General features: G+C 67.3%; 19 protein-coding genes. 12 read left to right on the forward strand and 7 right to left on the reverse strand.

All coding sequences use genetic code 11. The features are described from left to right. Window positions 1-1337: 1337 nt before the first annotated feature. Window positions 1338-2573, reverse strand: a complete 1236-nt coding sequence (locus AB0H50_RS05900) for an MFS transporter (protein ID WP_357447555.1) — start codon at window positions 2571-2573, stop codon at window positions 1338-1340. Between the two features lie 76 nt (window positions 2574-2649). Between AB0H50_RS05900 and AB0H50_RS05905 the strand changes: the two genes are divergently transcribed. Continuing rightward, window positions 2650-3597 (forward strand): TetR family transcriptional regulator, encoded by a 948-nt coding sequence (locus tag AB0H50_RS05905; protein ID WP_357447558.1) that lies wholly within the window; start codon window positions 2650-2652, stop codon window positions 3595-3597. 125 nt (window positions 3598-3722) lie between these two features. Here AB0H50_RS05905 and AB0H50_RS05910 read toward each other — a convergent pair whose 3' ends face one another. Next, a complete protein-coding gene (locus AB0H50_RS05910; RefSeq protein WP_357447561.1) occupies window positions 3723-5552 on the reverse strand; it encodes an acyl-CoA dehydrogenase in 1830 nt (609 codons plus the stop codon). Window positions 5553-6013: 461 nt separating this feature from the next. Here AB0H50_RS05910 and urtA point away from each other — a divergent pair, with 461 nt between their 5' ends. The 5 genes from urtA (at window position 6014) to urtE (ending at window position 11094) form a co-directional block, all read left to right on the forward strand. Next, a complete protein-coding gene (gene urtA, locus AB0H50_RS05915) occupies window positions 6014-7285 on the forward strand; it encodes an urea ABC transporter substrate-binding protein (protein WP_357447564.1) in 1272 nt (423 codons plus the stop codon). A gap of 219 nt (window positions 7286-7504) precedes the next feature. Continuing rightward, window positions 7505-8389: an urea ABC transporter permease subunit UrtB gene (gene urtB, locus AB0H50_RS05920; protein ID WP_357447567.1), complete on the forward strand. Its 885-nt coding sequence runs from the start codon at window positions 7505-7507 to the stop codon at window positions 8387-8389. Continuing rightward, the gene (gene urtC, locus AB0H50_RS05925; RefSeq protein ID WP_357447570.1) at window positions 8386-9552 is read left to right on the forward strand and encodes an urea ABC transporter permease subunit UrtC; all 1167 of its coding nucleotides are present in this window, start codon (window positions 8386-8388) and stop codon (window positions 9550-9552) included. The genes urtB and urtC overlap by 4 nt, the downstream gene beginning before the upstream one ends. Continuing rightward, complete coding sequence (gene urtD, locus AB0H50_RS05930) at window positions 9549-10409, forward strand: urea ABC transporter ATP-binding protein UrtD (protein ID WP_357447573.1); 861 nt, start codon at window positions 9549-9551, stop codon at window positions 10407-10409. The genes urtC and urtD overlap by 4 nt, the downstream gene beginning before the upstream one ends. Then, entirely contained in the window at window positions 10402-11094 is a 693-nt protein-coding gene (urtE, locus tag AB0H50_RS05935; protein WP_357447576.1) for an urea ABC transporter ATP-binding subunit UrtE, read from the forward strand. Before urtD ends, urtE begins: the two co-directional genes overlap by 8 nt. Before the next feature lie 6 nt (window positions 11095-11100). Here the strand turns inward: urtE and AB0H50_RS05940 are convergent, their stop codons facing one another. Further along, complete coding sequence (locus tag AB0H50_RS05940) at window positions 11101-11982, reverse strand: nuclease-related domain-containing protein (protein WP_357447579.1); 882 nt, start codon at window positions 11980-11982, stop codon at window positions 11101-11103. Between the two features lie 207 nt (window positions 11983-12189). Here AB0H50_RS05940 and AB0H50_RS05945 point away from each other — a divergent pair, with 207 nt between their 5' ends. Beyond that, window positions 12190-12735 (forward strand): carboxymuconolactone decarboxylase family protein, encoded by a 546-nt coding sequence (locus AB0H50_RS05945; protein WP_357447582.1) that lies wholly within the window; start codon window positions 12190-12192, stop codon window positions 12733-12735. Window positions 12736-13125: 390 nt separating this feature from the next. Then, a complete protein-coding gene (locus AB0H50_RS05950; protein ID WP_357447585.1) occupies window positions 13126-13503 on the forward strand; it encodes a VOC family protein in 378 nt (125 codons plus the stop codon). Between the two features lie 61 nt (window positions 13504-13564). Here AB0H50_RS05950 and AB0H50_RS05955 read toward each other — a convergent pair whose 3' ends face one another. Further along, on the reverse strand, window positions 13565-14413 hold the full coding sequence (locus AB0H50_RS05955; protein WP_357447588.1) for an SDR family oxidoreductase: 849 nt from the start codon (window positions 14411-14413) through the stop codon (window positions 13565-13567). 100 nt (window positions 14414-14513) lie between these two features. On the opposite strand from AB0H50_RS05955, the gene AB0H50_RS05960 reads away from it, so the two are divergent. Together AB0H50_RS05960 and AB0H50_RS05965 are read left to right on the forward strand one after the other, a co-directional pair. Further along, entirely contained in the window at window positions 14514-14912 is a 399-nt protein-coding gene (locus tag AB0H50_RS05960; RefSeq protein ID WP_357447591.1) for a helix-turn-helix domain-containing protein, read from the forward strand. A gap of 47 nt (window positions 14913-14959) precedes the next feature. Beyond that, on the forward strand, window positions 14960-15376 hold the full coding sequence (locus AB0H50_RS05965; protein WP_357447594.1) for a PPOX class F420-dependent oxidoreductase: 417 nt from the start codon (window positions 14960-14962) through the stop codon (window positions 15374-15376). A gap of 102 nt (window positions 15377-15478) precedes the next feature. Here AB0H50_RS05965 and AB0H50_RS05970 read toward each other — a convergent pair whose 3' ends face one another. Both AB0H50_RS05970 and lpdA read right to left on the reverse strand, forming a co-directional pair. Next, the gene (locus tag AB0H50_RS05970; RefSeq protein ID WP_357447597.1) at window positions 15479-16177 is read right to left on the reverse strand and encodes a polysaccharide deacetylase family protein; all 699 of its coding nucleotides are present in this window, start codon (window positions 16175-16177) and stop codon (window positions 15479-15481) included. A 342-nt stretch (window positions 16178-16519) separates the two neighbouring features. Next, window positions 16520-17920, reverse strand: coding sequence for a dihydrolipoyl dehydrogenase (lpdA, locus tag AB0H50_RS05975; protein WP_357447600.1), 1401 nt, complete (start codon window positions 17918-17920; stop codon window positions 16520-16522). A 394-nt stretch (window positions 17921-18314) separates the two neighbouring features. Between lpdA and AB0H50_RS05980 the strand changes: the two genes are divergently transcribed. Both AB0H50_RS05980 and AB0H50_RS05985 read left to right on the forward strand, forming a co-directional pair. Beyond that, window positions 18315-19364 (forward strand): AraC family transcriptional regulator ligand-binding domain-containing protein, encoded by a 1050-nt coding sequence (locus tag AB0H50_RS05980; protein WP_357447602.1) that lies wholly within the window; start codon window positions 18315-18317, stop codon window positions 19362-19364. A gap of 246 nt (window positions 19365-19610) precedes the next feature. Next, window positions 19611-20630, forward strand: a complete 1020-nt coding sequence (locus AB0H50_RS05985) for an NADP-dependent oxidoreductase (RefSeq protein WP_357449308.1) — start codon at window positions 19611-19613, stop codon at window positions 20628-20630. A gap of 330 nt (window positions 20631-20960) precedes the next feature. Here AB0H50_RS05985 and AB0H50_RS05990 read toward each other — a convergent pair whose 3' ends face one another. Next, window positions 20961-21935 carry a membrane dipeptidase gene (locus tag AB0H50_RS05990; protein WP_357447605.1) on the reverse strand — a complete coding sequence of 325 codons (975 nt, stop codon included), beginning with the start codon at window positions 21933-21935 and terminating at the stop codon, window positions 20961-20963. Window positions 21936-22123: the final 188 nt, after the last annotated feature.

Consider the following 22123-nt stretch of genomic DNA (forward strand, 5'->3'; position numbering starts at 1 on the left):
CGGGTTCGCCCAGTTAGCGTTCGGTTGGGTGCGTGGCTGGGTTTCGTGCGGAGCGTCTGATTGGAGAACGGTGCCCCGTCGCTCACAGTTCGAAACGGGTCCGCCTACCCCGCATTAGATTTGATGGTTGGTCGCGTTTTCGTGCGGCGCTTGCTTGTGGTCGGTGGTGCCCAGTGTTCACCGTTCGCAGTGGGGATACCTACCCAGGTATTCCTCTAACGGTGCTGGGCACGTCGTCTGCCGTACCCGGCTTACCTCCCGCAGTAGGGGTGCGACGCTGCGGTTCCGGCCGGGTCGACCGGCTGTGGTTGCGTTCAGAGAACGCAAGCGGAAAGAGAGCTCGACCCTGTCAACCCACCAACCACCATTTGACTACCGTCGATAGAGAAATGGATTCGACGGTAGTCATTTGGTGGCATTTCAAGATCAACTAGCCGCCATTTGACTACCGTCGATTCGGCCACCATTTGGCTCCCGTCGATCTGCGCACCACCCCCGCACCCGTTCCCCCTGTAGGAGCAACTCCGCCCGCTCGGCACCACAACCCCAACCGCCCACCGCTGACGTTCCCACACATCGCGTGCACGCTTCGCATAGGCACCGCCTGTGTGAGGCGTACGAAAAGTGTGTGACGTCAGAAATGGCGCAGGGCCTTCCTCCGAAGAACGCAACCACGGCCGGTCGACCACGCTGGAAGCCGAGCGACGCGCGCCCGACTGCGGGAGGTAAGCCGGGTACGGCTCTCAACGCGCCCAGCACCGTTCGAGGAATACCTGGGACAACCGTGCGTGAATCGCAGGTTCACCTCCGGAATCACGTTCGCCAACGCACCCGCAGCACCCAACCGAACGAGACCACCCCGACCGCCCCTACCAGAAACGCAACCACAGCCGGTCGACCACGCTGGAACCGCACCAACGCGCACCCGACAGCGGGAGGTAAGCCGGGTACCCCACCCAACGCGCCCAGCACCGTTCGAGGAATACCTGGGACAACTGCGCGTGAATCGCAGGCCCGCCAACGGAACTCGTTTCCCGACGCAACTCACCGCCCAACCGAACGAACCCGCTCCACAGAGAAGGCCTGCAGCCGAAAGCCGGAACCCCAACACCGCGATCCTCAGCTCACCCGCGGTTGTCACCGCCCGCTGGATTGCGACGCCGAAAGCCGGAACCCCAACACCGCGACGCTCAGCTCACCCGAGGTTGTCACCGCCCGCTGGATTGCGACGCCGAAAGCCGGAACCCCAACACCGCGACTCTCAGCTCACCCGAGGTTGTCACCGCCCGCTGGATTGCGACGCCGAAAGCCGGAACCCCAACACCGCGACTCTCAGCTCACCCCGCGGCTGTCACCACCCGCTGGATTCGGATTCCGAGCAGGGTCAACCCGAGCGCGGCGAGCAACAGCGCCGCCAGCGTCCACGCCAGCGTCGAAAACCCGTGCGGCGCAGTAGCTGCCGCCACCACTGGACCCATCGTGGCGCCGACGTAGAAACTGAACATCGCCACCGATGACGCTGCGGCCCTGGATTCGCCGCCCAGCTCGCCCGCGCTCTGCAACACGGCGGGCGCAATGATGCCCAGTCCGCCGACCAGTACGGCGAGCAGCACGGTCAGTATCGCCGGGTGGGTGCCCTCGAAGATGGCCGTCACCATTGCCGCGGCCGCGATGAGTACGCCGAGCACGATCTGACCGTGTTTGGACAACCGGGACAGCGGGACGGCGAGCAGCGGAAGCGCGAACATCACCGGCAGTGCTCCCGCTCGCAGGGTCAGCAGTTCGGCGGAACCGTGCACTATGCCGACCAGTTCGATGCCGGTGTACACGCCCACCATCACGGCCATGCTCAACGCGCCCGCGCCGAGCATCGGCAACAGCGGACGAATCCGCAGCACCGCGGGGATGGCGGCGTAGCTGTGCCGCAGCGGTCGGTCGCGGCCGGTTGGCGCGTCATCGAGCATCACCATGCGCAGTGCACCGGCCAACACGACGAAAATCATTGCCGAGCCTAGGAATACGGCACGCCATGACAGCGACGCGACGAGAGACTGCGAGACGATCTGGGCGACCACCGTCGCGGCGAGAAACGAGGTCGCCACCGACATGGTGACCACCGCGCGATGCGCGGGCGCGACACGAGTCGCGACGTAGGCCATCAGCGCGGGCGGAATCGAGCCGACCACCAGCCCTTGCACGATGCGCAAGGCGACCGCCATCGGCGCGCTCACGGCCAAACCGGTCAACAGGGTGACCACCGCGGCGGCCAGCATGCCTGCGACCAGCACTTTGCGATGGCCGTACCGATCGGAGAGCGGGCCGAAGAGCACGAACCCGCCCGCGTATCCGAAGGCGAACGCGCTGATGAGCCAGGTCATCACGCCCGAGCCCACCTGCCACTCGGCCCGCATTGCCGTGAACAGCGGAATCGGTACGTACATCTGGCCGGTGGCCAGGAGTGCGGACAGGACGAAGACGGGCAGGATACGACCGGTGTGCGCCCCCGGCGAGGCTTCTCGCGAGGACGAGCGGACCGGAACGTCGGCCGCGGCGGGGATTGTCGGCGTTGCCATAGCGATGAAGGTACGACCGCTCACAACGAAATGTCAACCAAATAGTTGGTTTAGTGCGGTGGTAGAGTCATGGACCATGACGGTCACCACCAAGCGCAGCGACGCCACCCGGCAGGCGCTGCTGCGGGCCGCCCGCGCCGAATTCGCCGAGCACGGTCTCTCCGGAGCGCGCGTCGACCGGATCGCCGAGGCGGCCGGTGTGAACAAGGAGCGGATCTACGGCCTCTTCGGCAGCAAGGACAAGCTTTTCGACGTCATCATCGTCGACACCATGCGTGAGTTCATCGACGTGGTGCAGCCGCTCGCCGAATCCGATCCCGGTGAGTACGTGGGCAAACTGTTCGACTATCACCGCGCGAACCCCCAGTTCCTGCGCCTATTGCAGTGGGAAGCGCTGCACCGCGGCGCGGACGCGCACGACGTGAACGGCTGGCGCGCCGCACACTACGAGCGCAAGTTCGACTACGCCCAGAAGAATTTCACGGACGAGCCCGACCCGAGACTCGTGCTGCTGGCACTGTGCGGCCTCGCGAACTGGACCCACGCCGTCCCGCAGGTCACCCGGCTGCTGCTCGGGGCGGCGGCCGAGGACGCCGACGCCACCCGCGATTTCATGAAGCGGTTCGCCAAGTCCGCGCTCGGCAATGCCGTGGCGGAACGACCCACACAAGTGGTCAATACGTTGACCGCCACCGAATCGGCCATCGGCGCAACACCACGGTCCAACGCCGCGCTCACCGACACCTCGTCCGCCGAAACCACATACGCCCAGCACCCGCCCACCGAGACCAGAAACGCAACGCAAGCGCCCTCGACCGACGGTGCGCCCAACGAGGAGGGCGATCCGGTCGACCGCGCGGCCGCCCGGCTACGCGCGGCACAGGCCGCGGCCGAGAGCGCGCGCGAGGAACTCGCGGCGGCCCTGCGGTCGGCGCACGCCGAGGGTGCAGGCGCCAACCAACTCGCCAGGCAGGTCGCCGGAACCCTGTCCCGCCCGGTCGTGCTCAAACTCCTCGCCGACTGAGCACCGCAACAACGAAACGACCGAGTTCCCGCAACAGCGCGGCTCCCGCGACGCGAAGCGCTCGCAACGGCACGGCGCTCCGCATCGACAGGGCAAACCCGCAACAACGGACGCTCGAACGACCCTCAGAACGCCGCTTCGTCCAACTCCATGATGTCGTTGTCGATCGCCGCGAGGACCTTCCTGATCGCCGTCAGCTGCGGCAGCGCGTTCTTGGCGAAAAAGCTTGCCACCGCGACCTTTCCGGCATAGAACGCCCGATCCTTCGCGTCCGCGTCGCCGGCCAGCGCGGCGGCGGCGATCTCGGCCTGGACGAGCAGTCGCCAGCCGATGAGCAGGTCGCCGACGGCGAGCAGGAAGCGCACCGAACCGAGGCCGACCTTGTACAGCTCGGCGGGCGACTGCTGGGCCGCCATCACGAATCCGGTGAGCGTCGCGGCCATCGCTTGCACGTCGGCCTGTGCGGTGCGCAGCAGTTCGCGCTCGGTCTCGAAGCGGCCGGTCGGGACGTCGAGGAAGGCGGTGATCCGGCCGTCGACGTGGGCCAGCGCCGCGCCCTTGTCCCGAACAATCTTGCGGAAGAAGAAGTCCTGCGCCTGGATGGCGGTGGTGCCCTCGTACAACGAGTCGATCTTGGCGTCGCGGATGTACTGCTCGATCGGATAGTCCTGCAAGTACCCCGAACCGCCCAGCGTCTGAAGGGATTCCGTCAGCAACTGGTAGGCCCGCTCCGAGCCGACACCCTTCACGATGGGCAGCAGCAGATCGTCCACGCGATGCGCCAGGTCGGCGTCGGCACCCGAAACCAGCTGCGCCACATCGGCATTCTGGTGTGCGGCGGTGTAGAGGTACACCGCGCGCAGACCCTCGGCGTACGCCTTCTGCATCGCCAGCGAGCGGCGCACGTCCGGATGGCGGGCAATGGCGACGCGCGGCGCCGCCTTGTCCGCCATCTGGGTCAGGTCCGCGCCCTGCACGCGCTCCTTGGCGTAGTCCAGCGCGTTCAGGTATCCGGTCGAGAGGGTGCCGGAGGATTTGACGCCGACCATCATGCGGGCGTTCTCGATCACCTGGAACATCTGGGCGATGCCGTTGTGCACGTCGCCGACCAGCCAGCCCTTGGCCGGAACCGGGCCGCCGCCGAAGGTCAGCTCACAGGTCGGCGAGGACTTCAGGCCCATCTTGTGCTCGACGCCGGTCACGTAGACGCCGTTGCGGTCGCCCAACTCGAGCGTCTCGTGATCGAAAAGGAACTTCGGCACGTAGAACAGCGACAGCCCCTTGGTGCCCGGCCCAGCGCCTTCTGGACGGGCCAGCACCAGGTGGAAGACGTTCTCGGCCGTGTCGCCGACGTCGCCGCCGGAGATGAAGCGTTTGACGCCCTCGATGTGCCAGGAGCCGTCCTCCTGCGCGATCGCCTTGGTGCGGCCCGCGCCGACATCCGAGCCGGCGTCCGGCTCGGTCAGCACCATGGTGCCCTGCCAGCCCTTCTCGTAGCCGAGGGTGGCCCAGTGCTTCTGCTGCTCGTTGCCGACGTTGTACAGCACCGACGACATCACCGAGCCCATGCTGAAGAAGCTGGCCGACGGATTGGCGCAGGTGATCATCTCGTTGACCGCCCAGACCACCGCGTTGGGCGCGGGCGTGCCGCCCATACCCTCCGGCATGCCGAGCCTGCCCCAGTCCGCCTCGTGCACCGCCGCCACGGTTTTGCGCAGCGGCTCCGGTACGGAGATCTCGAAGGTGGTCGGGTCGTAGACAACGGGCTCACGGTCGGCCGCGGCGAAGGAATCCGCGATCGGGCCCTCGGCGAGGCGCTTCACCTCGGCGAGGATCTCGCGCACGGTGTCGGAGTCGAGGTCGCCGTAGGCGCCGGTATCGAGGAGTTTGTCGAGTCCGAGCACCTCGAAAAGGTTGAATTCGATGTCGCGTACGTTCGCCTTGTAGTGCCCCACCTGGTCCTCCTCGACTCGTGCGCCGTGGTCCGCCACTCCATGTTCCGGCGCTTCTGACGATGTACAAAACGCAGCCTGCCGCGCCGCGAATCGGCTACGCAACCGTAGGAAATCCGGAACGGGCCCAGCCGGACAAGCTTCCGCCGATGACCTCCGCCGCGACGAGCAACGGCGGAGCATCCACTACGGAGACGTAGCGAACTCGCCGGTATTACGATCCGGCTACGGACCTCACGCCAGCCGAACCGAGGGTTGCGAAAAGGTTTCACACAGGCGAAACATCGGCAACGGACTCGTCACCGAGAGATATTCCGGCGCAACAACTTCTGTCTACTCTTCGCACCACGAATACCCGTTGTATACACCCCGGTCGACAGCCGTGACCGGGGCAAACACGACGTATTCGGACGTGGCGCAGCCAGCGCCGCCGCACATTGGACGAAGTGAGAGGGTCCCGCCCGATGTCAGATTCCCGTGCCGCTCATCGGCATCGTTCCCGCCTGACCAGAGCACTGGTCGCCTCCACCGCGGTGGCGCTCGCCGGCCTGTTGCTGACCGCATGTGGCGCCAAGGACGACGCCGCGACCGGTTCCAACACCGCATCCTGCGTCGACACCTCGGCAAACACCATCAAGGTCGGTTCCCTGCACTCGCTGTCGGGGACCATGGCCATCTCCGAGGTCACCGTCGCCAACTCCACCAAGCTGGCCGTCGACCAGATCAACGCGACGGGCGGCGTGCTCGGCAAGAGGATCGAGCTGGTACTGGAGGACGGCGCTTCGGACCCGAAGACCTTCGCGGAGAAGGCCGAAAAACTCATCAGCTCCGACTGTGTCGCCGCGGTGTTCGGCGGCTGGACCTCGTCGAGCCGAAAGGCCATGAAGCCCAAGTTCGAAAACCTCAACTCGCTGCTCTACTACCCCGTCCAGTACGAGGGGCTGGAGGACAGCAAGAACATCTTCTACACCGGCGCCACCACCAACCAGCAGATCGTGCCCGCGCTGGATTACCTGAAGCAGAAGGGCATCACGTCCCTGTACCTGGTCGGCTCCGACTACGTCTTCCCGCAGACCGCCAACCGCGAGATCAAGGCGTACGCCGCGGCCAACGGCATCGAGATCAAGGGCGAGGACTACACGCCGCTCGGCTCCACCGACTTCTCGACCATCGTCAACAAGGTGCGAAACGCCAAGGCGGGCGCGGTCTTCAACACGCTCAACGGCGATTCGAACGTGGCGTTCTTCCGCGAGTACACCAACGCCGGACTGAAAGCCGCTGACATGCCGGTGGTTTCGGTGTCCATCGCCGAGGAAGAAGTCGCCGGCATCGGCGCACAGTACATCGCGGGCCAGCTGACGGCGTGGAACTACTACCAGACGGTCGACACCCCGCAGAACAAGGCGTTCGTCGACGCGTACAAGGCCGCCTTCGGTGCGGACAAGCCCACCTCGGACCCGATGGAGGCCGCCTACGCCTCGGTCTACCTGTGGAAGAACACCGTCGAGAAGGCCGGCTCGTTCAAGACCGAGGACGTGCAGGCCGCGGCCGACGGCGTCAGCTTCGACGCGCCGGAGGGCCTGGTCACCATCGACGGCTCCAACCACCACATCACCAAGACCGCCCGCATCGGCGAAATCCGCGCCGACGGCCTGATCTACACGGTGTGGGACTCCGGCAAGCCCATCCAGCCCGACCCGTACCTGAAGTCCTACGGCTGGGCCAAAGACCTGTAACGACATCACCCGCTGCCGCGGCGCTGACAGGTGCGAACGCACCACCCGCGCACTGCCAGCTACCCCGAGGGCGAGTCTTACGAGCCCGTTCGCGGCCGTCTCGCTTCCGAGCGGTCGAAGCGCATGCGACGAAGTCGCGAGTCTCGACCGCTCGGAAGCGAGACATAAAAGGCCGCGAACCCGCGCGCGCCAGCGCGCCAACAACACAGGAGCTACTTCATGGACGTGTTGATCGGCCAGCTCTTCACCGGGTTGAGCCTGGGATCGATTCTGCTGCTCGCCGCCCTCGGCCTTTCGCTCACCTTCGGCCAGATGGGCGTGATCAACATGGCGCACGGCGAATTCATCATGGCAGGCTGCTACACCACCTACGTCGTGCAGAAGGTGATCTCCTCGGCGGGGGTTTCGCTGCTGGTGTCGCTGGTGGTCGGGTTCCTTGTGGGCGGCGCGCTCGGCGCGGCGCTGGAGATGGGCCTGATCCGCTGGATGTACGACCGCCCGCTGGACACCCTGCTCGTCACGTTCGGCGTCGGCCTGGTGTTGCAGCAGTTCGCGCGCGACATCTTCGGCGCGCCCGCCAAGAACGTGCTCGCTCCCGAATGGCTCAGCGGCGGCGTCACCATCATCGGCGCGGTCGTGCCCAAGGCGCGCATCTTCATCCTGGTCCTCGCGGTTCTCGCGGTGACCGTGCTGGCGGCCGTGCTGAAGGCGACGCCACTCGGTAGGCGCATCCGCGCGGTGGTGCAGAACCGCGGCCTGGCCGAAACCAGCGGCATCTCCAGCCGTTTCACCGATATCAGCACCTTCTTCATCGGCTCCGGTCTGGCCGGCGTCGCTGGCGTCGCGCTGACCCTGATCGGCTCGACCAGCCCCACCATCGGCCAGAGCTATCTGATCGACGCGTTCCTCGTGGTGGTGATCGGTGGGCTCGGTCAGATCAAGGGCACGGTGATCGCGGCCTTCGCGCTCGGGCTGCTCAATTCCTACATCGAATACGAAACCACCGCGTCCATCGCGAAGGTCGTCGTCTTCGTGCTGATCGTCGTCTTCCTGCAGATCCGTCCGCAGGGCCTGTTCACCGTCCGGACAAGGAGTTTGGCATGACCACGCTGACCAGACGCAGGCGTGAGCGCTCCGCACTGACCACGCTCGGCGGCTTTGCCCTCGCGGCGATCCTGTTGTTCGCGGTGGCGCCCGCGGTGCTCAGCGACTTCCGGCTGAACCTGCTCGCGAAGTTCCTGTGCTTCGCGATCGTGGCCGCAGGCATCGGCTTGGCGTGGGGACGCGGCGGCATGCTGACACTCGGCCAGGGCGTGTTCTTCGGCATCGGCGCGTATCTCATGGCGATGCACCTGCAGATGGCCGACGCCGCGCGGCTCGGCAACGACGTGCCGGAGTTCATGGAGATCGCGGGTATTCGCGAATTACCGGGATTCTGGCAGCCTTTCGCGTCCGCGCCGGTGGCGATCATCAGCATTCTGGTGCTGCCCGCCGCGGTCGCGGCCCTGCTCGGCTACGGCGTGTTCAAGCGACGGGTCAAAGGCGCCTACTTCGCCATCCTGAGCCAGGCGCTGGCCGCCGCGCTGGCCATCCTGCTCACCGGGCAGCAGGCGCTCGGCGGGTTCACCGGGCTCTCGGACTTCCGCGCCTTCTTCGGATTCAAGCTCTCCGACCCGGTCAACCGGCAGATGCTCTTCTTCATCGCGGCGGGCACGCTGCTGGTGGTGGTCGCGCTGGTTCGCCAGTTGACGCGCAGCCGCTACGGCGAATTGCTCGTCGCGGTGCGCGATCAGGAGGAGCGGGTGCGCTTCCTCGGCTACGACCCGGCCAATATCAAGATCGTCGCGTATGTCGTCGCCGCACTCTTCGCCGGCATCGCGGGCGCGCTGTTCACGCCGATCGTCGGCATCATCTCCCCCGCCGATATCGGGGTGGTGCCCTCCATTGCCTTCCTGATCGGCGTCGCCATCGGCGGACGCACGACCTTGCTCGGTCCGGTGCTCGGCGCGATCGGCGTCGCTTGGGCGCAGACCGCGTTCTCCGAACAGTTCCCGTCCGGCTGGACCTATCTGCAAGGCGTGTTGTTCATCGTGGTCGTCGGATTCGTCCCGGCCGGTCTCGCGGGTGTGTGGCCGATGCTGAAGGAACTGCTGGAGAGCAGGTTCCGTCGCCTCGGCTCGGGCACGTCGGCCACGGTTCGCGAGAGTGCGCCGGACGCCGTACCCGTCGAACCACAGGTCGCCGAGGAGAAGGTGGAATCCCGATGACGACATCGACCAATGAACCGAAGCTCGGCGGCAACGCCGGCATGGCCAGCGAGTACCTCGAAATCCGCGGGCTCTCGGTCAGTTTCGACGGCTTCAAAGCGGTCACCGATGTGGATCTGACGGTGCTGCAAGGCGATCTGCGGTTCCTGATCGGACCCAACGGTGCGGGCAAGACGACGCTCATCGACGCGATCACCGGCCTCGTCCCCGCGACGGGCTCGGCGCAGAAGTCCGGCACCGAACTGCTCGGCAAGAAGGTGCACCAGATCGCCCGCCTCGGTGTCGGGCGAACCTTCCAGACTGCGAGCGTGTTCGAGCAGCTCAGCGTGTTGCAGAACCTCGACATCGCAGCGGGCGCGGGCCGTTCGCCGCTGAGCTTGTTGCGCAGGCGCAAGTCCGTGCTGCCGAGTATCGAAGAGGCGCTGGAGATCACCGGGCTCGCCGCCCTGCGCGACCGACCCGCCGGCGTGCTCGCGCACGGCCAGAAGCAGTGGCTGGAGATCGGCATGCTGCTGGTGCAGAACGCAGCCGTGCTACTGCTCGACGAACCGGTCGCCGGCATGAGCGCCGAGGAGCGCGAGGAGACCGGAAACCTGTTGCGCCGCATCGGAGCCGAACGTGTCGTGGTGGTGGTCGAGCACGACATGGAGTTCATGCGCTCGTTCGCCACCTCGGTGACCGTCCTCGCGGGCGGCCGGGTGCTCAGCGAGGGCAGCGTCGAACAGGTACAAGCCGATCCGCGGGTGCAGGAGGTCTACCTCGGGACCGCGGCGGCCATCGGTACCGAGCTCGAAGACGAAACCACCGCGCGCAGCGTCGAAGCCCCCGCGCAGAACAAGGAGTCCGCCGATGCTTGACCTGGTCGACGTCCACTCCGGCTACGGCCGGACCGAGGTGATTCACGGTGTGTCGGTGACGGTTCCGGACGACAGCGTGGTGGCGATCATGGGCCACAACGGCGCGGGCAAGACCACGCTTCTGCGTACCGCGGTCGGCTTGGTCGCCACCAAGTCCGGGCGGATCACCTTCGACGGCGAGGCGATCACCAAACTCTCGCCCTCGCGCCGGGTCGAACGCGGCATCGCGTACGTGCCGCAGGGCCAGCAGAGTTTTCCACAGCTCACCACAGCGGAGAACCTCCAGGTGGTGGCCGACGGCCGCAAGCGCGGCAAGTCGCTGATCGACGAGTCGCTCGATCTGTTCCCGGCGCTGCGAGAGCTGTTGAGCCGCAAGGCCGGTCTGCTCTCCGGTGGCCAGCGTCAGCAGCTGGCCATCGCGCGCGCCCTCATCACCGAGCCCAAGCTGCTCATCCTCGACGAGCCGACCGAGGGCATCCAGCCGTCGGTGGTGGCCGAGATCGAACGCACCATCATCGAATTGACGGCGCGGGGCGGGTTGAGCGTGCTGCTGGTGGAGCAGCACATCGGTTTCGCTCTGCAAGCGGCGCAGCGGTATTACGTGCTGCAATCCGGCCGGGTCACCTCCACTGGCGACGGCGGGGCGAGCGCGGAGACCGAAGTCCGCTCGGCGATGGCGATCTGAGGCCGTTCAGCAGTCGGTCTGGAACGGATAGCAGTCGCGCGGCCGATAGGGCGGCGGGGACGGAGCCACCGTACTGGACGTGGCTTCCGGTTCCGAACCGGGATGCGGCTCGTCGCGCGCCACCGCCGTGGCGACCACGCCGAACACCACCAGCATGCCGATCACGGCCACCGCGACGACCGCCCAGGTCACCGCGTGCTGGGAGCGGGTCGGCGGACTCGGCGGCGGCGGAGCGGGCGGCGGGGGCGCGAGGGCGGCGGGCAGGTGCGAATGCGCCGCCTGTTCATCGAATCCGTCGGCGATCAGTTCGGCCCGGGACGGCGCGGTCACACCGAGCGCCGAGGCCGCCGAGATCACCCGGTCCGCGCTCCAGCTGCGCGGCCCGGCCGCGAAACCCTCCAGGTAGATGCGCAATTCGGTGGCATCGGGGACGTTGGCCACGATGACGTCGATACCGGAGCGCACGTTCGTCCGCGCGGGGCGCACCACCACGCCGCGGAACGGAATCAGCGCGACCACGCCGCACACGTGGCCCGGATCGATCAGCGCCCGTTCGAGTTTGCTCTTCACCGCGAACACGGCCTGCTCCAGGCGTTCGATCGGGTTCGCGACGTTCTCGTCGTCGAAATCGGCTGGGGTGCCACTGATGGTGAACGGTTCGTCGTCCGAGACGCCGAGAATGCCGCTCTGGCGCCGCCGGAATCCTCTGACCTCGACCACCGTGACACCGCGCGGCGTGATCACCACCGCATCGATCTGACGAGTTCCGTTGTCTCCCACCTGCGCGTCGACCGCGGCGAAAGCGGTCGACGGAAGGGCCCGCAGGCAGTCCACGAATTCCTGCTCTGCACCGGAGAGCTGCGCTCCGGGCCTGATCTTCACCAACATGTGCCTCGACCCCTGATCGACCTGTTCGCACCCGAGGCGCAGCCCGCCCACGGCCCCGGCGGTCCGCACCGGTACTGATGATGCCGGTCCGCACCCGCGAAAACCACTGGAAAGCGGAAAGCGCGGGTAGGCTCGGCTCTCGGTCCGGCGCGAGGCGACCGGACCGAACACGACGGCGGGGAGGCCCTCACCGCGGAAGGCGGAAGCATGGTTTCGATGTCGCAACCACGAATCGCACCGGGACGTCTCAAGGAGCTCGGGCCGGTGAATTGGGCTGTCTGGCAGGTGCTCTCGCGCGCCGCTGGCACGTCCGACGCGCACCTGTTCAGCACGCTCGGCCGCACCAAGGGACTGTTCCGCGGCTGGCTGCACTACTCAGGGCGACTGATGCCGGGCGGACGACTGCCGCGACACGAATCCGAGCTGGTCATCATTCGCGTCGCCCACCTGCGCGGCTGCGAATACGAGATGGACCATCACATCCGGCTCGGCCGCCGCGCCGGCGTCACGCCCGAGATCCTGGAGCGGCTGCGCACCGGACCCGCCGATCCCTACTGGACGGACAAACATCGCGCGCTGCTCGAGGCGGTCGACCAGCTCGTGGCGACCCGCGACATCGACGACGCCACCTGGGCGCGGCTGGCCGCCTACTACGACGAGCGCAGCCTCATCGAGATCGTGCTGCTGATCAACCAGTACGAGGGGCTGGCCTCGACCATCACCGCCTTGCGCATCCAGCGCGACGGGCTCTGAGCGCACACCTTTTTCGATCGGCCGCGTCGAAGCGGCAGGTCGTAGGCGCGGCAACGCCACCGGAGCCGCCGGTTCCCAGCACGGTCGATCGGTAAGCCACCGATGGATGCCTGGCCAGGCGCATCCAGTTCTCTTTGCGATCATCGCGACCCGCTCGCCCGGCAGGCGTGGCAGCTCGGCGCGCGGCATCTCGCGGTAGACCGGTCGCCAGCACGAGGTCGATCACCTCGGCTTGCGGCGTCGGTGGCGCGAGGCCGAGCTCCGCGTCCCAGGTCGATTCCCCGCTCCGCCGCCCGGCGTGATCCAGCTCATAGTGCACGCTTCCGGAAATTTCCCTACAACGTATAGCGTACTAAGTATAGAGTTATTTCACCGCCCCGAGGAGGACCCATGCGCATCACCGCTTCCGCCATCTCGCTCAACGTCGCCGACCCCCAGGCCTCGGCGAAGTTCGTCATCGACCATCTCGGGTTCACCGAGCAGATGTCCGCCGACGGGTTCGTCTCGTTGGAGCGGCCGGACGCCGGGATGAACCTCATCTACCTGCGCACCGGGCTGCCGACCTTCAAGCCGGCGAGCGCGGCGGGCAGCGCGGGCGACGGGCTGCTCGTGGTGTTCGTGGTCGACGACATCGACGCCGAGTACGCCCGCCTCCAGGCCGAGGGGGTGCCGATCGTGACGCCCATCGAGACGGAGGAGTGGGGCGAGCGGTACTTCCAGATGTCGGACCCGAACGGGATCGTCATCCAGCTCGTGCAGTGGGTATGACGACGAACGCCGGTGCGCGGTCCACGAGCGCGGATCGCGCACCGGCGCAAGAGTTCTCAGGTCAGGAGAGGGCGGCGCGGAAGACCTCGACCGCCGGAGTCGACGGACGGCCGAGCAGCTTCTGCAGGTCGCCCGAGTCGACGTCGAGCACACCTGCGGCGATGCCGGTGTCGGCGTCGGCCAGCGCCTTCGCGTATCCGGCGGGCAGCCCGGCCTTTTCGAGCACGGCCGCGTAGTCCGCCTCGGCAAGATTCTCGTACCGCACCGGCTTGCCCGCCGCCTCCGAAATAGCGTGCGCCAGTTCGGCATAGGTGAGCCGATCGTCGCCGCCGAGTTCGTAGACCCGGCCCTCGTGACCGTCGGTGATGAGCACGCGCGCGGCGGCCGCGGCGTAGTCCGCGCGGGACGCACCGGCTACCCGGCCCTGCCCCGCCGCACCGTGCAGCACACCGGATTCCACCGCGTGCGCCAGGCCACCGAGGTAGTTCTCCCAGTACCAGCTGTTGCGCAGCAGCGTGTACGGCACGGTGGACTCGGCCAATACCGCCTCGGTGCCGCGGTGTTCCTGTGCCAGGATCAGCGGGTTCTCGGTGGCGCCGGGAATGCTGGTGTAGGCGAGCAGCTCGACGCCCGCGCGCTCGGCGGCGCGAATCACGTTGGTGTGTTGCGCGACTCGCTCACCGAACTCGTTGCCGGAGATCAGCAGCAACCGGTCGACGCCCGCCAGCGCGCGATCGAGCGCGGTGGTGTCACCGTAGTCGGCCTGCCGCACCTCGACGCCACGCTCGGTCAAGTCGGCGACCTTCCGCGGATCGCGCACGATCGCGACGGGCGCTTCGCCCGCGCGCAGCAGTTCCTCGACGACTAGCCGGCCCAGCTGTCCGCTTGCTCCCGCGATGGCGACGGTCATGACTTCCTCCAAGGTTGTGCACTGAACTGCTTGTACTAACTATTAGTAAGCACTATTCCTTTTGTCGACGCTTTGGTCAAGTCGGGTACTATCGAGAACCATGACCACCCAGCGAACCTCGTCGGAGGACACCGACGATCCCACGCTGGAAGCCGACGTCTTCGCGCGGAATTGCACGTCGCGGCCGGTTTTGCAGAATGTGGCGAGCCGGTGGGGCATCCTGGCCATGGTGGCGCTGCGGGAGGGGCCGTACCGCTTCAGCGCGCTTCGCAGGCGGGTCGACGGCGTGAGCGAACGCATGCTCTCGCAGACACTGCAAGCACTGGAACGCGACGGCATGGTGCATCGCGAGGTCCAGGAGACCATCCCGCCGCGCGTGGAATACACCCTCACCGAACTCGGCGCCGAGGTGGCGGACCAGCTCGAGGCACTCATTCAGGTGGTGGAGAAGAACATGCCACGGGTCAACGAGGCCCAGGCCGCCTATCACCGCGATTGATCTCGCCCGCCGGGAACGACCGCGCCCGGCGATCGGTTGCAGGTGACATGGAACTCTCCGAAGCCGTCGATTTCGCCCGCTCCGCCCGCCGTTCCGTGCTGACCACCATCCGCCGCAACGGCAGGCCGCAACTGTCCAACGTGCTGCACGTCGTCGGAGACGACGACATCATCCGCATCTCCATCACCGCCGACCGCGCCAAGTACCACAATCTGCGCCGCGACCCGTGGGCCGCGCTGCACGTCACCCGCGACGATTTCTTCGCCTATGCCGTCCTCGAAGGAACCGTCGAACTCACCCCCGTCGCCGCCGACCCCGACGACCCCACCGTCGAAGAGCTCGTCGCCTACTACCGCGCGGCCTCCGGCGAACACCCCGACTGGTCCGACTACCGACGCTCCATGGTCGAAGAACACCGCGTCCTCGCCCGCTTCACCCCCGACAACGCCTACGGCATGCTCTGATCCACTCGATCGCACGGTGCGACGAAACATTTACCGGCCGAGCGCAATCCGATGACTGTGCCTCGCCGGGTTCGAACACGCCTCGGCCCGGTCGTCGGCCGCTCAGCGGGTGAGGAGTTGCGAGATCGGTAGGAAGGTGTAGCCGTCGGCACGCAGTTGGGCGACTATGCGGGGGATGGCGGCGAGGGAGTCCGGGTTGCTCATGACGTGCAGCAGGACGATGGAGCCGGGGCGGACCTCGGCGACGGTTTCGCGGACGATCTCGTCGGTGGTGGCCACTTTTCCGGAGTCCGGTTCGACGTCCCACATGACGGTGGTGCGGTCGTGGTCGGCGAGATATTCGGGCAGCGACCAGAGTTTCTTACCGTAGGGTGGGCGGAAGGTGATGGGGCCGCGGTAGCCGGTTTTCGCGATCTCGGCGTCGGTGTCCTCGATCTCGGCGCGCACGGTCTCGTCGGAGACGAACACCATGCGGCGGTGGTTGTAGGTGTGGTTACCGATCTCGTGGCCCGCGGCGGCGATCGCCCTGCCCGCCTCGGGTCGCGCGGCGAGATCGCGCCCGTTCAGGTAGAAGGTGGCCGTAATGCCCGCGTCGGCAAGGACTTTCAGCACCTCGGGTGCGTTGTCGGAAGGTCCGTCGTCGAGCGTCAACGCGACCACCTTGTCCGCGGTGTCGACTCGATCCACCAGCCGCCCCGCCACCTGATAGGTGCGCGAGTTCATCAGGAAATAGGTGCCGATCCCAACCAGCACAACGAGCACGAGGGCGAGCGCGAACCCGATCGACAACCGGCGAAGCATCTTCGCTGTATATCAGAAGTCGCGACCGAACCCCCTCGGCGAGAACCATATTCGGGCGAACGCATCCTCCGCGCCCTACCAGCCACCCCGAGGGCGAGTCTTACGAGCCCGTTCGCGGCCCGTCTCGCTTCCGAGCGTTCGAGACGCATGCACCGAAGGTGCGAGACTCGAACGCTCGGAAGGGAGTCACCAGGGGGGCGGGAACCCCCGCGGGCCCGCCCGCCGCACTCATCCCCCCATCGACGCCCACACCACGAACCAGTAGGGCTCTGACTCGAACGCTCGGAAGCGAGACACCAGGGGGCCGCGAACCCGCGCGCGCCAGCGCGCCGAAAACACCGCTCAGAAGTTGATCATGTGGCCCGCGAGGCCGTGGATGGCCTCCTGCAGCGCCTCGCTGAGCGTCGGGTGGGTGTGCACGTTGCGCGCGAGCTCGTTGACCGTGAGGTCCCACTTCTGGGCCAGGGTCAGCTCGGGCAGCAGCTCCGAGACGTCGGGTCCGATCAGGTGGCCGCCGATCAGCTCGCCGTACTTGGCGTCGGAGATCAGCTTCACGAAACCGGTCGCGTCGCCGAGACCGTGCGCCTTGCCGTTGGCGGTGAACGGGAAGGTCGCGACCTTCACGTCGTAGCCCTCGGCGCGCGCCTGCTCCTCGGTCAGCCCGAAGCTGGCCACCTGCGGCTGGCAGAAGGTGGCGCGCGGCATCATCCGGTAGTCACCCAGGGTGAGGGTCTCCGCACCGCCGATGGTCTCGGCGGCGACCACGCCCTGCGCCTCCGCGACGTGCGCGAGCTGCAGCTTCCCGGTGACGTCACCGATGGCGTAGATATGCGGCACGTTGGTGCGCATGTAGTCGTCGATCGCGATGGCGCCGCGCTCCAGCTGCACGCCGGTGTTCTCCAGGCCGTAGCCCTCCACCCGCGGCGCGAAGCCGACGGCCTGCAGCACCTTGTCGACGGTGACGGTCTCCAGCGCGCCGGTCTTGTTGTCCTTGATCGAGACGGTGACCTTGGCACCGTCGTCGTCGATGGACTGCACGGCCGCACCGGTGGTGATGGTGATGCCGAGCTTCTTGTACGCCTTGGTGATCTCCTTGGAGACGTCGGCGTCCTCGTTGGGCAGCGCGCGGTCGAGGAACTCCACGATGCGCACATCGACGCCGTAGTTCTTCAGGACGTAGCCGAACTCCATGCCGATCGCGCCCGCGCCGACGATCAGGACCGAACCGGGCAGCTCCCGGGTCATGATCTGCTCTTCGTAGGTGACGACGTTGGCGCTGAGCTGGGTGCCGGGCAGCATCTTGGTGACGGTGCCCGTCGCGATGATCACGTTGTCGAACGTGACGGTCTCGGTGCCGCCCTTGGACAGCTCGACCGAGAGCGTGTTCGCGTCGACGAAGCTGCCCTTGCCGTCGAACTCGTCGATCTTGTTCTTCTTCATCAGGAAGTGGACGCCCTTGACCCGGCCGTCCGCCACCTTGCGGCTGCGGTCGAACGCCGCGCCGAAGTCGAAGCTAGCCTCACCGGTGATGCCGAAGGTCTTGGCTTCTTTGGTGAAAATGTGCGCGAGCTCGGCATTGCGCAGCAACGCCTTCGACGGGATGCAGCCCACGTTCAGGCACACACCGCCCCAGTATTTCTGCTCGACGATCGCTGTTCGCAGGCCGAGTTGAGCGGCGCGGATCGCGGCGACATAACCGCCGGGACCAGCGCCGAGAACGACGACATCGTAGTGGGAAGTCACGTCACCGAGCCTAACTCCGCCGCGCGGAGTTCACCCATCGTGCCCCCGCTTCGGTGAGATGCCGAGCACTCGAGGTCGGAGCGGCGCGAGACGAGGGGCGCCGAGCCTGCGACGAGCTGGGCGTCAGCGGCCTCGACCGGGCTCCGCCGTGCGTCGTTCACCCATCGTCCCCCGCTTCGGTGAGATGCCTAGCACTCAGGGTCGGATCGGCGCGAGACGAGAGCAGGCGAGGCCTCGGCGAGCTGGGTGTGAGCGGCCTGGGCCAGGCTCCGCCGTGCGTAGTCCACCCAGCGCCGCCCGCGCCGGTGACATGCCGGCCTCCCGCGTCGAATCGGCATCGAACGGGCACCACCGAGCCCGACGTGAGCGGCTTCGGTGGCACTACTGTGAGCTCGTGACGAACAGCGGATCGAGCGGCGCGAGGCCGTCCCGTCCGCTCGATGCGATCGACGGCACCACCTCGACTCATCTCGTTCGCCTGGTCCGTGATGTCGTCCGGCTATCGAACGTCGACCCCGCGCGGCTGGCCCGTATTCCCGCGATCGACGACGCCGCGCTGACCAGCGAGCTCAATCGGATTCCGCTGCGCTCCCTGGTCGATCTGTGGGAGCTACTCGCGCAGGCGAGGCCGGGGCCTGGCGCCGGTCTCGCGGTGGCGGCGGCCGCACCGCTCGGCACTCTGACGACGTGGGACTACCTCGTCACCAACGGTCCGACGCTGGCCGAGGCGCTGCGGGCGGCCCAGCCCTATCACCGGCTGGTGACGGCCGCCGAGGAGGGCTTCGAGCTGGAACATCCCGGCGAACTCACCGTCGGCTATCGCACCTCGGCGGGCGACCCCGCGGTCGCCGCGGTGGTCAACGAGTACGTTCTCGCCTACTACCTGCGGCGCGCCCGCGAGGCGATCGGCCGCCCGGTGATCCCCGTCCGCCTCACCCTGAGCCGGTCCGCTCCCGCCACCCACGACGCACTGACCGCCGCCTTCGGCACCGATCGCATCGAATTCGACGCGCCCGCCGACTCCATCACCTTCACCGAGGCCGACGCCGCCGCCCCGCTGCCGCGCGCCGACCCGATGCTCGCCGACCTGCTCCGCAACCACGCCGACCTGGTGCTTGCGACGGCCAAGCCGCTCCCCGGCCCGCTGGAAGCCTTCCGCCTGGCCCTGAACACGACCCTCGACGATGGCCAACCATCACTCGCATCGGTCGCCCACCGCTTGGCCGTGAGCCCACGCACCTTGCAGCGTCAACTGGCCGAACACGACACCGGCTGGCGCCACGAGCTCGACCTCGCCCGCTACGAACGCGCGAAATCCCTTCTCGACCAAGGATTCACCACCGCCACCGTGGCAGACCGCCTCGGCTTCGCCGACGACCGCGCCCTCCGCAAAGCCTTCCACCGCTGGACCGGCACACCCCCTTCCACCCGCCGCCCCGCCTGACACCTCCCACCCCTGCGGCACCGATGCTCCATGCACCTCGCAGACCTTCCATACGCTTCGCAGACCGCACAACCTCTGCGAAGCGTGCGAAACCTCTGTGAGGAAGCGGCCGGTGGCGCGTTTGGACCGGGTGGTGGCGTTGCGGGACCTGGGAAGGGGGCGTGGGCGCTCATAACGTCGGAGGCGCCGGATGGAACGGTCCGGAAGGTTCTCGGAGAAAGCGCGAAACAGATGAGTACTCAATCCATTTCGACGACAGCATTGCCGGTCGGCACCCGCGGGATTCAGCTGGCGTCGCGTCCTGATGGTGTGCCGGGCGCGGCGAACTTCGCGTTGGTGAGCCGCCCGATTCCCGAACTCGCGGACGGGCAGATTCTGGTGCGCAACACCTGGATGTCGGTCGATCCGTACATGCGTGGGCGGATGGACGATCGCCCGTCTTATATCGCACCGTTTCAGGTGGGCGAGGTCATGGAGGGTTCGGCGGTCGGGGAGGTGATCGCGTCGCGGTCGGCACGGATTGCGGTGGGTGCTCAGGTGACCCACTTCGCGGGGTGGCGTGAGCACGCGGTGCTCGACGCGGAGCTCGCGACGCCGATCGACGCAACCGTGGCCGCGCCGCAGCATTACCTCGGTGCGCTGGGGACCACCGGTCTCACCGCGTATGCCGCGCTGACCGACGTGTCGCCGGTCCGGCCCGGCGACACCGTCTTCGTTTCGGCGGCTGCGGGCGCGGTGGGCAGCGTCGCCGGACAGCTCGCCAAGGCGCTGGGGGCGGGACGAGTCGTCGGCTCGGCGGGCGGACCCGCGAAAACCGACCTACTGCTGGACGAATTCGGATTCGACGCCGCCATCGACTACCGCGCGGGCGATCTCGCCGGACAGCTCGCCGCGGCGGCGCCGGAGGGCATCGATGTCTACTTGGACAGCGTCGGCGGCGAGCACCTGCGCGTCGCCGTGGCGGCCATGCGACCGAAGGGACGCATCGCGCTGGTGGGCGCGATCAGCGGCTACAACGGCGCGACCGGCGAGCCTGGTCCCGACCTGTATCTTGCTGCCACCAAGGAGGTTTCGCTACGCGGCATGCTGGTGACCAGTTACCTTCCGATCTTCGGCGAGTACATCGCGAAAGCCGCCCCCTGGCTCGCCGACGGAACCCTGCGCACCAGGGAAACGGTCTACGAAGGGCTCGAGCAGGCACCCGCCGCATTCCTCGGCGTACTGGCCGGCGCCAACACCGGCAAGATGCTCGTGCGCCTGGGATGACGACGGGCTCGAGCCCGCCCAGACCGTGCTCGGCGGACCCCGCGGAGATCCCTACCGAAGGTCTCGGGGCCCGCCGACGGGCACGAGCAGTACGAGCCCGCCACACCCTCCTCGGCGGACCCACGGGCGGACCCACGCGGAGATTCCCGCCGAAGGTCTCGGGACCCGCCGACGGGCACGAGCAGCACGAGCCCGCCGGACCCCCTCGGCAGCGATGGACATGCGCAAGATCCCGCGGGCCCGGCCAAGGGTGGAGCCCGCCAGACCCACTCGACAACCCCACAGAGAATCCGCCGACATCGCGGGCCCACTCCTCCGCGGTAAGCCGATTCAGTCCCGCCACACCTGCTCGGCAACCCGGCGGAAGTTCCCGCCGAACACCGCGATCCGCTCCTCCTCGGTGAACCCGCGCGCGGCGAGTTCCGCGTCCAAGCCGGCTCCCACTCCGACGCCGAGCAGGTCTTCCGGTGGAACCCATTGCAGTGGACCCCATTTGGTGTAGGACTCGGAGAACGCCTCGGGATTCGCGAACAGCTCGGCATTGAAGTCCTCGGCGTCGAACGAGTAGTCGGAGCCGATGCCGATGTGTTCGACGCCGACCAGGTCCGCGCCGTAGCGAATGTGGTCGGCCATCGCCGCGACGCGCTCGGCTCGCTCGTCGGCCGCGTTGTGGCCCAGGAAGATTCCGACGCCGTTGATGCCGATGACGCCGCCGGTCTCGGCGCACGCCCTGGCCTGGTCGTCGGAGATGTTGCGCGGGTGATCCCAGAGCGCTGCGAAATTGGCGTGGCTGTAGATCATCGGCACGGCGGTGCACGCGGCGAGGTCGAGACCCGTGCGCCGGGAACAGTGCGAGCCGTCGACGAACACCCCGACCTCGTTGAGCTTGCGCACCAGGTCCCTGCCGTAGGCGGTGAGGCCGGTGTCCTCGGTGTCCAGGCAACCGCAGCCGGCCTCGTTGGCGTAGTTGTAGGTCGGCAGCAGCGAGCGCACGCCGAGTTCGTGGAACACCTCGACATTGTCCAGGTCGCCGCCGAGCGGACCGGCGTCTTCGAGATCGAAGGAGAGCGCGATCCGCTCCGGATCTCCGATGTCGTCCAGACCGGCGACCAGCCGGAATCGCCCGTCCGCCAGCGTATCCCGGCGGAACTTGTGCACCAGTGCCAGCGCGTCGGCGGTGTGCTGCGGCGAGTATCCGATGTTCACCGACAGGTGGGAGCCGAGCGGATACCTGGCCAGCTCGGTGATGTCCGCGGAGGGCAGCAGCGGCAGGCAGCAGTGCTGTTCCCACAGGAAGGGGGGCAAATCGGACTCCTGTCGCTCGGTACGGGATTCCGATCCTAGAAGCAGAGCCGAACGGAACCCGTCCGCGCGTGCGCAGGGTGAAGGGCGGTGCGAATTCGAGACGGTTTCGCGACCCGACTGCGGCTAACGGACCACCCGATTCGACCGATTTCCAAGTTGTTTCAATCCCCCACCTGCCCAAGGCGGTG

Source organism: Nocardia sp. NPDC050793 (assembly GCF_040654065.1).
In the GTDB taxonomy this organism is placed as follows: domain Bacteria; phylum Actinomycetota; class Actinomycetes; order Mycobacteriales; family Mycobacteriaceae; genus Nocardia.